The sequence below is a fragment of the Streptomyces sp. CB01580 genome, from assembly GCF_001905795.1.
Classification (GTDB): Bacteria; Actinomycetota; Actinomycetes; order Streptomycetales; family Streptomycetaceae; genus Streptomyces.
Genome location: NZ_LIXJ01000061.1, coordinates 1 through 13,645 on the forward strand (window position 1 = coordinate 1; position 13,645 = coordinate 13,645).

Sequence of the window (13,645 nt, forward strand, 5' to 3'; positions counted from 1 at the left end):
CCCGGACGCCGAGGCCGAGGTCCGGGGCCGCACGGAGGCCGCCGTCGACGCCTTCCGACGTCCCATGACGACGCCCAGATCCGTCCCCGGGTGGGGGTCGCCGGCGAAGGACGTCAGGGCCGCCCACTCGCTTTGCCTGTCGAAGAGGCGGTCGGGTTTGGCCGGGCATCCGGGGGCCACGACCGCGGTCGTGCGCTGTCCGTGCAGGGCATTCACACCGGGCACCTCCGGAAATCGCTGAGGGCGTATCCATTGTCGGACGGGCGGGCGACGGGCGCCTGCCGTACCGGTCGTCCCGTCGCGGGGCCGCCCGGACCCATCGCATGTCAGGGCGGGCGGAGGGGCTATGCGGGGCCGTACGGTCCGTCCCGGGACGAACGGCCGATTCGTACCGGCCGGCCATCCGCGCCACCCTGAAATTGTCGGCACCGGAAGACGTCGGCACGCCGCACCGCGCGAGACGCCGCCATGCCGTCCCGCAGGGTGGCGAATCGTCCTGGCACGGATCCCCGGCCGCACGCATCGAGGCGGGCGGCACCCGAGCATGAGAGGCGGTGGGGTGATGGAGCTCCCGATCGTCGTGGGAGTGGACGGGTCCGAGGGCAGTCTTCGTGCCCTCGACTGGGCGGCGGGGGAAGCCTCCCGCTCGGCGCTTCCCCTGCGCATCGTCCACGCGTCGCTATGGGAGCGCTACGAGGGCGTGCGTCCCACCTTCGACACTGGTCGTCCTGCCGAGCAGGTCCTCGCCGAGCATCTCACCGCGTCTGCGGAGGAACGCGCACGCCTCCTCCACGCGACGGTGCGCGTGGGCGCGGAGGTCGTGCCGGAGAGTGCGGTGAGTGCCCTGGAACGGGAGAGCGGCCGGGCAGCGATGGTCGTTCTCGGTTCACGGGGACGCGGTCGGATCGCGGGGATGCTCCTGGGGTCGGTCAGCCTCGGCCTCGCAGGACGGTCGCACTGCCCGGTCGTCGTGATCCCTGCGGCCGGACCGGGTGTTCGGCCGGAACCGGGGCGTGTGGTCGTGGGAATCGGCGACTCCGGGAGGCCCACTGCCGCCGCCCGGTTCGCGTTCGCCCGGGCGGCGGCGCGCGGTGGTGAACTCGTCGCCGTACGGGCCTGGCGCTGCCCGGCCCGCGAGACCTCAGGTCGTCGGCCCCCGACGGAGTCCCCGGTCGACACATACCGCCGACGGGCTGAGCGCCACCTCGACGACATCCTGGCGGTCCTGGACGCGACCGGCTCCGGCCCCGTCGTCAGCCGCCACGTGGTGCAGGGTCCCGCGCATCAGGTGCTCATCGAGGCGGCGGCCGGAGCGGAGCTCCTGGTTGTCGGAGTGCACCGGAGCGACGGGCGCCCCCGCCCGCATCTGGGGCCCGTGAACCATGCCGTGCTGCACTACGCCTCGTGCCCGGTGGCCGTGGTCCCGGACATCCGCTGAGCGGAGCCACAACTCTCGGTCGCTCCCTGCCCAGCGGTCTGTCAAGACCGTGGGACGAGGAGGACCGGACAGTGCGTGTGTGGTGCAGGACGGCGTGCGTCACATGGCCGGGTGGAGAACCTCGACGGCAGGGAACCGTCGTGATCCGATGACGATCAGGTCGGCCCCGGTCGTGACTCGACCAACGCCTCGGAGACGGATCCGGCACGGACGACGCGTCCGGCCACTTCCAGCTCCCGGAATTCGGTGCGTACGGGCTCGACGGTCTCGGCGGTGGCTCTCGCCCGGTCTGCGGCGAGCCGGTCCACGCCTTCGAACCTGGCCATCGTGCCGGGACTGGGGCGGGGCGTTCCAGGCGGTGATCTCACACCGCACCGTCACAAAGTCCCTCCCGAGATCACCATCACGCTGGGCGACAGCTCGCATACCCGGTCGAGCGAGAGCCTGGACAACGAGCGCGTGGACCGGTTGCCTGCCGACGGAGGCCGGGACTCCGGCGTCACCCAATGACAGGGTTCAGGTGATCGATGACTTCGTTCACGTCGTCGATGTCCTTGATCTCCGCGAGGAGCCGCGGGACATCGACTTCCGCCATCCGGCCACTGACGTCCACTACGCCATTGCGCACGGTGACCTCGACGGTATTCCGCGCAGCCGGGAAGTCTTTGGCGAGGATCCTCGACTCAACCTCATCGAGAATCCCGGCATCATCGCGTATCAGCGCGTTGAGCAGTACGTTCCTGTGCACGACACCGATCAGGCGGCCCTCCCGGTCCGTCACCGGCAGGCGCTTGAGACGCGACAGGGACACGAGCCAGGTGGCTTCGGCGACGGTCGAATCAGGAAACACGGTGACGGCGGGAGTGGTCATCAGCGTCTCGGCGGTCTCGGCACGGGCCTTGTCGTGCAGCCGCCGTTCTCTCAGTTGGCCGATTGCACCCGGTTCGTATCCGGATGCCTCGACCGCGGCCTTCGCCAGCAGATCGGACTCCGACACCACGCCCATCACCCGGTCGTCGGCGTCGACCACCGGCAGGGACCCGACGTGTTCACGAGTCAGGCTCCGGGCGATGTCCAGAAACGGCATGTCGCCGTGCACCGATGCAGCCGGTGCGTCCATGACGTCACGGACCAGCAGAGGTGCGGGTCCGGCACTGGGCACGGGCTCTCCGAACGTCTTCACCCGCCCCGATGGAGCCGACTCGGGTACGGTTGGGCGCCGTGCCGCCGCCTGCTTGGCCGACACCCTTGCAACTGTGCCCAGGTAGCGCAACAGCATGTCCTGCCGCAGTGGTTCGTCGGGCCTCCGTGCCTTTCCCGGCACTGCGCGGCGGGCTTCGGCCCCTGCCGCGATGTTCTCACGCTCAGTCATGGTGGGCTCCTCACCCTGGCCAAGTTTACCTACGAACCCAGCCCTCCGCTGCTGAGGTCGGCGCCAAGGGCCAGTCGACGGGGAACCGTGCATCACAGGAGAGTGCAAAGAATGTGAGCGCGAGCGCGCTCTGCGCTACCATACGCGGCGCACCAGGCATGTCGAGATCGCTCAAGCCTGAGGCAGCCATGGCTCGGTGGGGCGGTTCCCAGCCCCCACCGCCATGGAAAGGGGCCCTCCGCTTCCAGGAGAACTCGGCGGCACCGGGCTGTGGTAAGGGCGACCGGCCTTTGTCCGGTCCGGGCGCCACCGACCACTGGCACCTGGAGGGGACCGGAGGACACGTCGAGGAGCGGCCGCCTCCGTCCTGTCGCAGTGCCGCCGGCACACGCCTCAACTGGCATGTCGAGCAGATCGGTTTCTAAACTATGAGATGTGGTGCGGCCCAACGAGGAGGTCGAGGCACTCCTTCAGGAGTATGCGGACCTTATCGCCATCACCGGAGGCGACGCGTTCAAAGCGCGCGCCTACGAGAAGGCCGCCCGCGCTATCGGCGGCCACCCTGTCGATGTCTCCCACCTCAATGCCGCAGGCCTGAGGGAAATCCCGGGCGTGGGCAAGTCGATCGCCGAGAAGGTCATTGAGTACTTCCGCACCGGCAACATCACGGTGGTGGAGGAGACACGGGCCCGGATTCCCGCAGGGGTTCGGCAGCTCATCACCATTCCCACGCTCGGCCCCAAGAAGGCGATAACACTCTACGAGGACCTGCACATCTCCTCAGTGGGCGAGCTGGCCGACGCCATCAAGGCGGAGAAACTGCGCGACCTGAGGGGCTTCGGGAAGAAGACCGAGGAGAACATCCTGCACGGCATCGCTCTCATGCAGCAGGCAGGAGAGCGGATCCTGCTGAGCACGGCCATGGAGCCCGCCGAGGAAATCGTCGCGGAACTCTCCCGGATCACCGACTGTGAAAACTGCGCATACGCCGGATCGTTGCGCCGTATGAAGGAAACCATCGGCGATATCGACATCCTTGTCGCGGCCGAACGGTCAGCACCCTTCATGGACGCGCTCACCGAACTGCCCCGCACCGCCGAGGTCATTGCACACGGCCAGAAGAAGACCTCGATCCGTACCGTCAAGGGCCTCCAGGTCGACCTGCGCGTGGTGCGACCGGACTCGTGGGGCGCCGCCCTGCAGTACTTCACCGGCTCGAAGGCACACAACATCCGCACCCGCACGATCGCGGTCCACCTGGGACTGAAGCTCTCCGAGTACGGTCTTTTCGAAACCGAGGGCGGAAAGCGCGTCGCCTCCTGTTCCGAGGGCGAGGTGTATGCCAGGCTCGGCCTGCCCTGGATCCCACCCACTCTGCGTGAGGACCGAGGGGAGATCGAAGCCGGCTTGCGCGGCGAGCTGCCCGACGTGGTGACCGAACAGGACATTCGCGGTGACCTGCACACCCACACCGACCTCACCGACGGCCTCGCCGCGCTGGAGGAGATGGTGGCAGCGGCTGCCGAGCGCGGATACACGTACTACGCGATCACCGACCACGCGCCAAACCTGTACATGCAGCGCATGACCGACGAGAAGATCCTCGCCCAGCGCGAACACGTGCGGTCTCTGGACGGCCGGCACCGCCGCATGCGGCTGCTGCACGGCACCGAGCTCAATATCGGCCCCGATGGGGAAGTGGACTGGCCTGACAAGTTTCTCCAAGAATTCGACATCTGCGTGGCCTCGGTGCACTCCCACTTCAACCTCAGCCGGGAGAAGATGACCCGGCGGATCGTACGTGCCTGCGAGAACCCCCACATCAACGTCATCGGCCACCCCACCACCCGTCTGATCGGCAAACGGCCAGGCATCGACGCCGACCTCGACGAGGTGTTCGCCGCCTGCGCCCGGACAGGCACAGCCCTGGAGATCAACGCCCAGCCCGAACGCCTCGATCTGAGCGACGAGGACATCCTCCGGGCCAGGAGTCACGGAGCGAAGTTCGCCATCGACACCGATGCCCACTCGATTCTGCAGCTCGCGTACCTCCGCTACGGAATCGGCACGGCACAACGCGGATGGCTCACCCCGGAAGATGTGATCAACACGTGGCCACTGGGGCGGCTGCGCCGATTCTTGCGCAAAGACCGGGTGGACTGATACACGCACGCGTTCCCACAGGCATTGCACGGTGGCCCTGGACAAGGCGTACACGTCGAACGTCACCGGACATGTCCAGCGCTCCGGCCCGCAGGTAGAGCTGAACCCGCGCAGCGCGACCGCCTTCGGTGCGGCGCGCTCCAGGGTGAGCGGGGTGAGCGCGATGGGCGCGTCGTGGGCGTTACCGAGGATGGCGTAGGCGCAGCCGTCCTTCAGCTGGTTGCGCAGGCTGTTTCGGGCGATGAAGGCGAAGTGCTCGTCTGCGAGTCGTTTCGACTGTCTCCACCGCTGAAGGGTGGTCAGCGCAAGGTTGAGCTGGCTGGCAGCGATGTCGTCACCAGACGCCCACGGCTGAACCGACCGGGCCTGTCTTCGGGGCCGGTGGGCCCCGAGAACGGCCCACCCGGCCCGCAGCAGCGGCACGCCGTGCGTGCACTGTTCGGACACCGACCATGTGTCGCTCGTGTTCCCCGGGCCCGACGCCCATGTCCGTCACCTTGAGCACGCGGCCGGGAGCACCCACGAGCCATCCCGGCCGAGCGTGAACGATCCTGGTGCTCAGTCCACCAGGATCGGGTCCGACGGGGCACCCGGCCTCGGTCGAAGTATCGTCGCTGAACGCAGGCGAAAGGGCTCACCAAGCAGACACAGCCCGCCGCGGCAGAAACGGTGCGTCCCGATCAGGCGTCAGAACCGTGTGAGTGAGGCGGGCAAGTCTCGTACGGTCGAGTCGCCAGAGGTATGACAGCCACTGGACAATCGGATTGGTGCAGCAGGGCGCGTGCGACCCGGCCGAGGTGGGGGCCGAGATGACTGCGGCGACGATGCGCTCCGATGATGATCAGATCCGCAGCGGCCGAGCGCTGGACCAGCGTTTTCGCGGCCGTTCCCTCGATCGCTGCCGAGTGCAGCCGGACCGTCGGGTGCTCACGCACGGAGTCGGCCACCGCGAGGTCGATCAGGGTCGCTGCGCGTTCCTTGCAGTAGAGGTGCGGCTCGTCGGCAGTACGAGGGTGATCGGAGCGATTGCGTGGCGGGCAGCGCCAGGCATGTACGGCGTCCAGGACACAGTCCCTTGCTCCGGCCTCACGGAAAGCGAACCGGACCGCCGCCGATCCTCTCTCCGCTTCCTTCACACCGGTGAGGATCCGCCCGTGCGTACTTTCGATACCGGCCTTGTCCCCACGCACAACGATGACGGGGCAAGGGTGCGAGGCAGCCACGGCGAGGCTGACGGAGCCGAGGAGGAGTCCGGTGACTCCGCCGTGGCCTCGTTCGCCGACGATCAGTGCCCCGGCGTTCTGCCCCTCACGCAGGAGGGCGATCACCGCGTCCCCGGGCAGCACCTCGGCCGTGATGTCGACATCCGGATGCCGGCGACGGGCGCGCTCAGCGGCAGTATCGACGATGTTGTCGGCGAGCGCCTGCTCCGAACGGCGACCGAGGCCGAGCGCCGGGGCGGCGTCCCTGCGGCGCTCCTCCTCGGACGCGTACACCACTCGCAGCGGCAGTCCATGCAGGGCCGCCTCGTCGACGGCCCAGTCGACCGCCCTCAGGCTGGTCTGCGATCCGTCCACACCCGAGACCAGGGGCAGTCTCATCGTCGCCACCGCCTTCCGCTGGACCGATAGGCAGCACCTGTTTTCACAGTTGCACTGGGGCGGGCCGTGCGTAAAGGCCGGACAGGCCCGGGTGCGGATCGTTCGGCCCCCCTTCGTGGTCCGGCCGGGGCGCACGCACCTCGTGACCTCCGGCCGAGGCAGGTAGACGCTCGGCGGTACTGGGTGCCCCGCGCCGACGTCTGGCTGGCCCCTGATGCGCGGGAGGCCGATAGTGGAGGTGCAGAGTGGTGCGGGGTGACCGTCGGCGGCCGGGAGGCGCTGCCGATGCGGGTGACCCGAGGGAGAGGAAGGTCCCGTCGATGTCCAATGCCACGGGTACCGACCTAACCAACGCCCTTGACACACCAGGCTGATCATGGGGCTTCTCGGGCCTGTTTGTGTGAGCGTGTCGATCGCCGCTAGGCCGTCGCCAGCTCCCGTGACCCGTTGACCGGCCGGACGTTCTTGCCGTGCTTCCGGCCGGTCTCGCGACGCGTCGAGGGGTCAGTGCAGCTGGTTGAGTGCCTGCTGGAAGGCCGCTGCGTGTCTTGCCTCATCGGCGGCCGTGTCGCGGAAGTAGCCGGCGGCGGCGGTGTCGCCGACGGATGCGGCCCGCTTGGCGAACCCCGGGTACAGACCGGTCGCTTCGTTGCGCTCCCCGGTGATGGCCTTGCGCAGGTTCGTCTTCGTGGTGCGGACCAGTCCGGCCAGGGCCGCCTCGCCGGCGAAGTGCTCGTGCAGCTCGACCCCGGCGATGCCCTCGAACAGGCGGGCCAGCGCCGGGTTTCCGGTCTGCCGCGCGCGGGCCGCGAAGAGCATGTACTTGGCGTGGGCGAGTGCCTCACCGTGCATCGCGGTGTCGAGGTTGGCCATGGTGCGGGCGGCCTTCACCTTCGGCAGTCCGGCCGGTACCGGCACCGTGTCGGCTTTCGGCGGCGCGGGGATGGTGCCGTGGCCGGTGGTCACGACCGTGAGCGCGGTGCGGTAGGCGTCGCGGTGGCGGCCTTCGTCCGCGGCGATCTCGGTGAACAGTTTGGCGGCCTCCGGGTCGCCGTCCTTGCGGGCCTGGTCGGCGAAGCCGCGGTACATGACCTGGTGCTCGTAGGTCTCGCCGTTGATGGCCTGGCGCAAGTTTGCGGCGTCCGATCCGACGGTGCCGGTCAGGTTGGCAGCCTCGCGCAGGTGCTCGTTCAGCTCGGTGTGCGCTGTACTGCGGAAGAGCTTGCCGACAGCCGGGTGGGCCTGGCGGTCGNGGCCTGGACCGGCCCGGGCACGGCATGGATACGGGAGTAGGGGTGGCCGTCCGGGAAGTCGTCGTCCAGGAACCGGGTCAGCTCGGCGAGCTGCTGCGGGAAGTGGTCGGCGCCCTCGTCCGGCCGGTCCGTGCGCCGCAGGGCGGCGCGGCGATCTCGGTGAACAGTTTGGCGGCCTCCGGGTCGCCGTCCTTGCGGGCCTGGTCGGCGAAGCCGCGGTACATGACCTGGTGCTCGTAGGTCTCGCCGTTGATGGCCTGGCGCAAGTTTGCGGCGTCCGATCCGACGGTGCCGGTCAGGTTGGCAGCCTCGCGCAGGTGCTCGTTCAGCTCGGTGTGCGCTGTACTGCGGAAGAGCTTGCCGACAGCCGGGTGGGCCTGGCGGTCGGCTTCGGTGACGAAGAGGCTGTAGGAGGCGTAGGCGAACGCCTCCCCCTTCATGCCGGTGGCCAGGTCGGAGAGGGTCTGCGGACGCAGCGCCCGGGCGGCGGGGTCCGCGGCCTGGTGCTGATCGGTCGGCGTGAGGGTCATAGCCGTGGCCGTCTGGGACGCGGCGGTCAGCGTGCACAGGCCGACCACCAGAGCGCGTATGGAGTGGCGGAACATGACGTCCTCCTTCCGGGGCGCACCCTTCTGGGTGCGGCGCCCCACCCATGCCACCCGCACATGCGCACCCCTGCCACTTCACGCCACCCTTTTGAGTGACTACACAAAGTCATAGGTTCTGACGCATCGCTGATCAGTACTTATCGGTTCCGGTCCGGGACGTTGTCCCGCCTCCTGGCGGCACGCCCGCTTCACCGGCACCAGCCCCTACCTGTTCGGTCGGGCGACCGCCCTCGCCAGGGTGCACCAGCACGCCGACCGCCGCCTCGGCGCCCGGCAGGACCCGGCGGCCGCGTAGTGGGGCCGATCGCGGTCGTCCTGGACCACACGACCGCCACCGCCCCCCACGACAACAAGGACCTTGCGCTCCTGGAGGTCGGCGAGCAGCGCCAGGTCGGGTTCAGTGCGCTGCTGGTATGCGCGGAAAAGGTCACCGAGTTCGATGAGTTCGTCCCGCAAGGCGACGGGCCGCAGGTCGTACGGGACGACCCGCGGGCGAAGCTACTGGACGGCGAGGCATGGGAACAGGTCCGTCCGACCGTCCTGGCCTCCCTGAACCTGCCCGGCGAGCCCGGCGAACACCTGGCGGCGCGGGCCGCGCTGCTTGACGGCACGTACCGCGAGGTCGCCGCGCGGGTGCCGGTGAACTCCCAGATCGTGTTCGACGACGACGACCGCCGCCTGCACTTCGCCGCCCCGGAGCCGGAGCCCGAGCCGGTCTCCCTACTCGACCTGCGGAAGGCGGTGGAGGCGATGATGCCCTGCCCCGTGTCGACCTGCCGGAGGTGCTGGAGGTGTTCTCGTGGATCGGCGCCGACACCACGTTCACCTCGATCACCGGCGGCGAGGCCCGCTTGCGGGACCTGCATGTGACGGTCGCCGCGCTGCTGGTCGCGCACGGCTGCAACGTCGGCTACACGCCGGTCATCGGCGGTAACGACGCGCTGAAGTACGGCACGCTGTCCCACGTCGACCAGACGTATCCGAGGCTGGCAACGTACGAGGCCGCGAACGCCACTCTCATCGAGCACCAGGCATCCATCCCCCTCGCGCAAACGTGGGGCGGAGGGCTGGTCGCTTCGGTCGACGGCATGTGGTTCGTCGTCCCCGTCCCCTCGGTCTACGCCCGGCCGAACCCGAAGTACTTCGGGCGCCGGGGCGGCGCGACGTGGCTGAACATGATCAACGACCAGGCGGCGGGGCTCAGCGGGAAAGTGGTGGCCGGCACCCCGCGCGACTCCCTGTACGTGTTCGATGTCCTCTACGACCGCGACGGCGGCAAGCGCCCGGAGACGATCGTCACCAGCTCCCCGAGCTGCCCGGCGGACTGCGCCCGCTGCGCGAACCGGAAGCCGCCGACGACGAGTAGGCCAGGGCTGCGGTCGGCGCCGACGGGTGTCCACCGGGGCCTCCGAAGTGCCGTGGCCCCGGTTGGGGGCTATCGCACGCGCAGCTCGTACGGGCTGATCTCCTCGTGCCGGCCGTCCAACTCATCCCGGCTGAAGCTCTCCTCCCGGCGCTCCGGTCAGTTCGCCGGGCCGCCGACCCGGAACAGATCGTCCGCCCGCCGGGGCTCTGTATACGTCGAGCCGAGCCGTCGTGTTCCCCACGCCACCGGGACGGCGTTGCTGTGCGGCCCTGGACGAGGGAGCCGGTGCTCGGGGCAGCCGGAGTCGGGGCCATGGCCGTCGACTGCCCGGCCTCGGTCCTACACGGCGATCGGGCGGTCGGCCAGGTGGGCGAGTTCGGTGAAGAAGCGTGGCTCGGCAGGCACCGTCACCCAGGCCAGCGGGTACCGGTACGGCCCGATGACGTTGGTCCGCCGGAAGACCTTCGGCTCCGCAGGTTCCATGTCAGACCACCCTTCGGTCGGCGAGCGCGGCCACCTCGGTGAAGTAGGCGCGGAACAACGGCTCGTCACCGGGCGGTACCCGGAACGCGGGCGAGGTGGAGTACCAGAAGGCGGCCGCGTCGGTGCCGTAGAGCACGGCGTTCGGATCGCGTACGGTGCCGATGAACAACTGGCCTGGTTTGTCCGGCTTCTTGTAGTGCACCAGAACCCCGAGCCACCGCAGCGGCACCCGGAGCTCGGATCTACCCACGCTGAACAGTTCGAACACCCCCCGGTCCACGCGTAGATGCAGGTCCATGTAGTCGAACGTGAGTGGGTCCATGGCGGGACGATAGCCAGGCTCCCGCGTCACAGCGCGACCACCCCCACCACGGCCGCCGCCGCCACGACCAGAACACCCACGACGTTGACGGCCATGTCCCGCTTCCAGGACCGGCGTTCGGCCTCGATGTCCAGGACGAAGACCGCCGGGTCGTCGGGGGCGTAGTGGATTGTGACGTCCAGGCCCCGCGATCTGGCGGGGTCCGGCAGTCCGGACTCGCAGTAGGCCGTGACGGCCCTGCCGTCGAGGGTGGTGAAGGTGACGACCGGCATCAGGTTGGTCAAGGTTTCGCCGTCATTGGAGTCGACGGTGACGCTCTTGAGCACGGCGACGACACGGCCGGGTACTGCGGCCATGGCGGCCAGCGCGGCGATACGGCGATTCCTGTCGCGGATGTTCCCGGGCAGGTGGTACGCGCCGGAGAGGGCCCAGGGTCCGCAGAAGCCGAGCAGCGCCCACGGCCAGCCCCGGTCGATCGCGGCGACCGCGACCAGACCGGAGTAGACGAGGAAGAGCGCGAAGGTCGGCCAGCCGAGTCCGCGCCCGCCTTCGGAGAGGTGGTTGGCGAACCGGAAGGCGTGGGGCCTGCCGCGCGGGTAGTGGACCCCGATCTCCCGGCCCGTCCAGGCCACGCTGATCCTCTCGCCGCGCTCACCGTCGTTGGTGACGGTGAACTCCTGCCCGGTGGCCGGGTCCTGGAAGGAGACGACGACGGCTATCCCGTCCTTCGGGGAGCTTCCGTGCCGGGGCTCATCCACCCGCTCGATCCGCCCATTCGTCCGGACCGTCCGCTGCGCCCGGGTCATCCCGGCCAGCGACCTCCCGTATCCGACCAGCGCCACCGCGCCGAACACGCCACACCACAGCACCAGATATCCGTGCCAGCCCATCCGTCTTTCCTCCTGCCACTTCGGGGACGGCCACCGGGCACACCTCTTGCCGTCCGGAACAGTGCGGTCCCAGGGCACCTCACCGTGCGGGTGCGCGCCGCACCACCTTGCCCTGTCCGTCCGCCTCCAGTGACGCCGTGCCCTCGGCCCCGGTTACAACGATCCTGATGATGAGGGAGCCGGTGGGACGGTCGGCGGTGATCTGCCAGGTCCGCGGGGAGCGGACTCCGAGGGCGGTCGTGGCCTCCTTGACCAGGGCGGGGAAACGGTCGTAGGGCAGCGCACTGGGGTCGAACCCCGGAGTCTGCGTGCCGGCGGGCGAGAACACGACCGACAGCAGGCGCTCCTGGACGACGACGGTGAGCGCCTGGCGTGTGTCCCCGCCCTTGGTGAGCGAGTCGAGGGCCCGGTCCAGTTCGCCCTTGTCGAGAAGCGACTGGCCCGGGTCCAGGGCGATCGTTCCGGACGCCGACGACACAACCGTGGTCGACGACGTGGAGGAAACGGACGGCCGCACGGCTGAAGGCGGCTTCGCGGTGTCGTCCCGGTCAAAGAGGTCCGCGCGGAAAAGCAGGACCACGGCGGCCACGCCGAGCAGCAGGCCGAGAAGCACGACGAAGCCGAAGGCATAGCCCTCCGGGGGCGCGGCCACTCCGGCCGTCCCAGACACCGAATCGAGGCGGGCCGAGGCCGCCCGGTCCTCCCACTCCGGCGTCGGCCGCTTGACGATGCGCACACGCCATGGCCGGTCCGGCGGGTACTGGACCACCACGACACCGCGCGGCCGGTAGTCGGGCAGGTCCACGAGGTTGATGTCCTGCGTGATTTGTACCCGGTACGCCGGTCTGTCGTCCGGTGCGACGGTGAGTTCGAACCGGACCGGTACGTCGCTCGACTCGCCCCCGACGGCCTTCAGGCTCTCGATCACGGCGAGCGCCGTGCGGGGCACGACCGCCGCCTCCCGGCCCCGCCTCGGCATGCCTGCGAGAAAGAACAGCAGCCCGTAGATCGCGGGCAGGACCAACCCCGTGGCGAACAGCGGTGCGTTCTCGGTGATCCCGCCCACGACGAGCGCGGCGAGCGACGTCCCGACCACACCACCGGTCAGGAATCCCCGGGCGAGCGCGACGGGCGAGTTGTGCGTGGGCGGAGGCGCACCCGTGGTGATCGTCATACGGGCGATTGTGCCGGGCTCAGATGACGGCCGGTAGATCTCAGCAGGCCGCCCTCACCGCGATCGCCGACGCGACGGGGGCCCGAGAGGGAGAGGCCGCCGATGTCCTGGATCTGACGGATGAACGGCAGCGCGAATCGTTCATCACCCTCGTGCGGCACACCATCTCCGCAGAGATCTGGGGCCCGGCCGGGTCGGGAGTCCCCTTCTCCGCGAGTGACACCGGAGCGGCGATCGGGTGGAAACTTCCCGCTGAGAGGTGGGAGCGAGTCCGCGCGCGGCTACAAAGCCGAGGCCTCGATCCCGACTCGGCAACACAAAAGGCACCCTGAGTCCGCTCCTGGCCGACACGCACAGTAACCATCAGCGGTGCATGGGCTCCAATACAGGTCACCCGGTCACAGGCTCCTACCAGGGTCACACCCCTCGTTCATTCATGGGGCCACTGTGCCTTGTGCTGCTGCGTGCTGCCGAGCTGATTTCCGAGGCGGCGTGGTGTCCGTGAATCGCGCCGCCCAGACTGGGTCAGCAAGAAGCGGTGCCAGCACGGGGGACTGAGGTGCCGGATGCGGCCGAGGAGGGGCGCCGTCAGGTGTCGGCCGACGCGGATTCCCTCGGCCAGCTGGGAGTGGCCCCTTTCCGTGTGAGGCGCCTGGTCATGAGGGTGATGGCCGCCCAGGTGATCAGGGTCTCGGAGTGCGGGATGAGCCGTTCGTAGTCCCTCGCGTGGCGGCGTGCGTGCATCATCCACGTAAGACTGCGTTCGACGACCCAGCGGCGGGGCAGCACGACGAAACCGGATGCGTCTTTGGGGCGGCTGACGGGCTTGATTGTGAGATTGAGGTGCTGTCTCGTCCAGTCGACGAGCTTGTCGGCGTAGGCGGAGTCGGCGCACACGATCGTGATCTCGGGGTGCATCAGGCGGAGACGGGAGAGGACTTCCTTCGCGGCTGTGGCGTCGTGAAGGTCGGCGGG

13 protein-coding genes and 3 pseudogenes are annotated in these 13,645 nt (G+C 69.2%); 4 read left to right on the forward strand and 12 right to left on the reverse strand.

Annotated features, from left to right (window positions below; all coding sequences use genetic code 11):
- Positions 1 to 216, reverse strand: a 216-nt coding sequence (locus AMK22_RS40415) for a hypothetical protein (protein ID WP_206780488.1), incomplete at its 3' end; no start/stop codon positions are given.
- A gap of 346 nt (positions 217 to 562) precedes the next feature.
- Here AMK22_RS40415 and AMK22_RS36650 point away from each other — a divergent pair.
- Complete coding sequence (locus AMK22_RS36650) at positions 563 to 1,438, forward strand: universal stress protein (RefSeq protein WP_073792032.1); 876 nt, start codon at positions 563 to 565, stop codon at positions 1,436 to 1,438.
- Positions 1,439 to 1,593: 155 nt separating this feature from the next.
- Here AMK22_RS36650 and AMK22_RS39840 read toward each other — a convergent pair whose 3' ends face one another.
- Complete coding sequence (locus AMK22_RS39840; protein WP_158072136.1) at positions 1,594 to 1,764, reverse strand: hypothetical protein; 171 nt, start codon at positions 1,762 to 1,764, stop codon at positions 1,594 to 1,596.
- A 173-nt stretch (positions 1,765 to 1,937) separates the two neighbouring features.
- A complete protein-coding gene (locus AMK22_RS36655) occupies positions 1,938 to 2,810 on the reverse strand; it encodes a CBS domain-containing protein (protein WP_073792033.1) in 873 nt (290 codons plus the stop codon).
- A 435-nt stretch (positions 2,811 to 3,245) separates the two neighbouring features.
- Between AMK22_RS36655 and polX the strand changes: the two genes are divergently transcribed.
- Both polX and AMK22_RS40420 read left to right on the forward strand, forming a co-directional pair.
- Complete coding sequence (polX, locus tag AMK22_RS36660) at positions 3,246 to 4,973, forward strand: DNA polymerase/3'-5' exonuclease PolX (RefSeq protein ID WP_073792035.1); 1,728 nt, start codon at positions 3,246 to 3,248, stop codon at positions 4,971 to 4,973.
- A gap of 31 nt (positions 4,974 to 5,004) precedes the next feature.
- Positions 5,005 to 5,172 carry a hypothetical protein gene (locus tag AMK22_RS40420; protein ID WP_206780489.1) on the forward strand — a complete coding sequence of 56 codons (168 nt, stop codon included), beginning with the start codon at positions 5,005 to 5,007 and terminating at the stop codon, positions 5,170 to 5,172.
- A 481-nt stretch (positions 5,173 to 5,653) separates the two neighbouring features.
- Here AMK22_RS40420 and AMK22_RS36670 read toward each other — a convergent pair whose 3' ends face one another.
- The 4 genes and pseudogenes from AMK22_RS36670 to AMK22_RS36680 all read right to left on the reverse strand — a co-directional run bounded on the left by AMK22_RS36670 (position 5,654) and on the right by AMK22_RS36680 (position 8,432).
- Positions 5,654 to 6,574 carry a universal stress protein gene (locus tag AMK22_RS36670; protein WP_107430731.1) on the reverse strand — a complete coding sequence of 307 codons (921 nt, stop codon included), beginning with the start codon at positions 6,572 to 6,574 and terminating at the stop codon, positions 5,654 to 5,656.
- A 504-nt stretch (positions 6,575 to 7,078) separates the two neighbouring features.
- The coding region (locus AMK22_RS36675; protein WP_143203659.1) for a ferritin family protein at positions 7,079 to 7,826 on the reverse strand (748 nt) is incomplete at its 5' end.
- A gap of 1 nt (position 7,827) precedes the next feature.
- A pseudogene (locus tag AMK22_RS41645) lies at positions 7,828 to 7,977 on the reverse strand (alkanal monooxygenase); the annotation flags it as partial.
- On the reverse strand, positions 7,905 to 8,432 hold the full coding sequence (locus AMK22_RS36680; protein WP_338014214.1) for a ferritin family protein: 528 nt from the start codon (positions 8,430 to 8,432) through the stop codon (positions 7,905 to 7,907). The pseudogene AMK22_RS41645 and the gene AMK22_RS36680, both read right to left, overlap by 73 nt.
- A 486-nt stretch (positions 8,433 to 8,918) precedes the next feature.
- Here AMK22_RS36680 and AMK22_RS42570 point away from each other — a divergent pair.
- Positions 8,919 to 9,748, forward strand: a pseudogene (locus AMK22_RS42570) (Tn3 family transposase); the annotation flags it as partial.
- Positions 9,749 to 10,140: 392 nt separating this feature from the next.
- Here AMK22_RS42570 and AMK22_RS40370 read toward each other — a convergent pair.
- From AMK22_RS40370 to AMK22_RS36700, 5 genes and pseudogenes are all read right to left on the reverse strand, one after another.
- Positions 10,141 to 10,284, reverse strand: coding sequence for a hypothetical protein (locus AMK22_RS40370; protein WP_199883429.1), 144 nt, complete (start codon positions 10,282 to 10,284; stop codon positions 10,141 to 10,143).
- Position 10,285: 1 nt separating this feature from the next.
- Positions 10,286 to 10,606: a hypothetical protein gene (locus tag AMK22_RS40375; protein WP_199883430.1), complete on the reverse strand. Its 321-nt coding sequence runs from the start codon at positions 10,604 to 10,606 to the stop codon at positions 10,286 to 10,288.
- Positions 10,607 to 10,632: 26 nt separating this feature from the next.
- On the reverse strand, positions 10,633 to 11,496 hold the full coding sequence (locus AMK22_RS36690; protein WP_073792039.1) for a DUF3592 domain-containing protein: 864 nt from the start codon (positions 11,494 to 11,496) through the stop codon (positions 10,633 to 10,635).
- Between the two features lie 79 nt (positions 11,497 to 11,575).
- A complete protein-coding gene (locus AMK22_RS36695) occupies positions 11,576 to 12,670 on the reverse strand; it encodes a hypothetical protein (RefSeq protein WP_073792040.1) in 1,095 nt (364 codons plus the stop codon).
- A gap of 591 nt (positions 12,671 to 13,261) precedes the next feature.
- A pseudogene (locus AMK22_RS36700) lies at positions 13,262 to 13,645 on the reverse strand (transposase); the annotation flags it as partial.

Coding starts and splice junctions, on each gene's coding strand:
- AMK22_RS39840 (WP_158072136.1), bottom strand. CDS start 1,764: ATGGCCAGGTTCGAAGGCGTGGACCGGCTCGCCGCAGACCGGGCGAGA.
- AMK22_RS36670 (WP_107430731.1), bottom strand. CDS start 6,574: ATGAGACTGCCCCTGGTCTCGGGTGTGGACGGATCGCAGACCAGCCTG.
- AMK22_RS36690 (WP_073792039.1), bottom strand. CDS start 11,496: ATGGGCTGGCACGGATATCTGGTGCTGTGGTGTGGCGTGTTCGGCGCG.
- AMK22_RS36655 (WP_073792033.1), bottom strand. CDS start 2,810: ATGACTGAGCGTGAGAACATCGCGGCAGGGGCCGAAGCCCGCCGCGCA.
- AMK22_RS40375 (WP_199883430.1), bottom strand. CDS start 10,606: ATGGACCCACTCACGTTCGACTACATGGACCTGCATCTACGCGTGGAC.
- AMK22_RS36680 (WP_338014214.1), bottom strand. CDS start 8,432: ATGTTCCGCCACTCCATACGCGCTCTGGTGGTCGGCCTGTGCACGCTG.
- AMK22_RS36650 (WP_073792032.1), top strand. CDS start 563: ATGGAGCTCCCGATCGTCGTGGGAGTGGACGGGTCCGAGGGCAGTCTT.
- AMK22_RS40370 (WP_199883429.1), bottom strand. CDS start 10,284: ATGGAACCTGCGGAGCCGAAGGTCTTCCGGCGGACCAACGTCATCGGG.
- AMK22_RS36695 (WP_073792040.1), bottom strand. CDS start 12,670: ATGACGATCACCACGGGTGCGCCTCCGCCCACGCACAACTCGCCCGTC.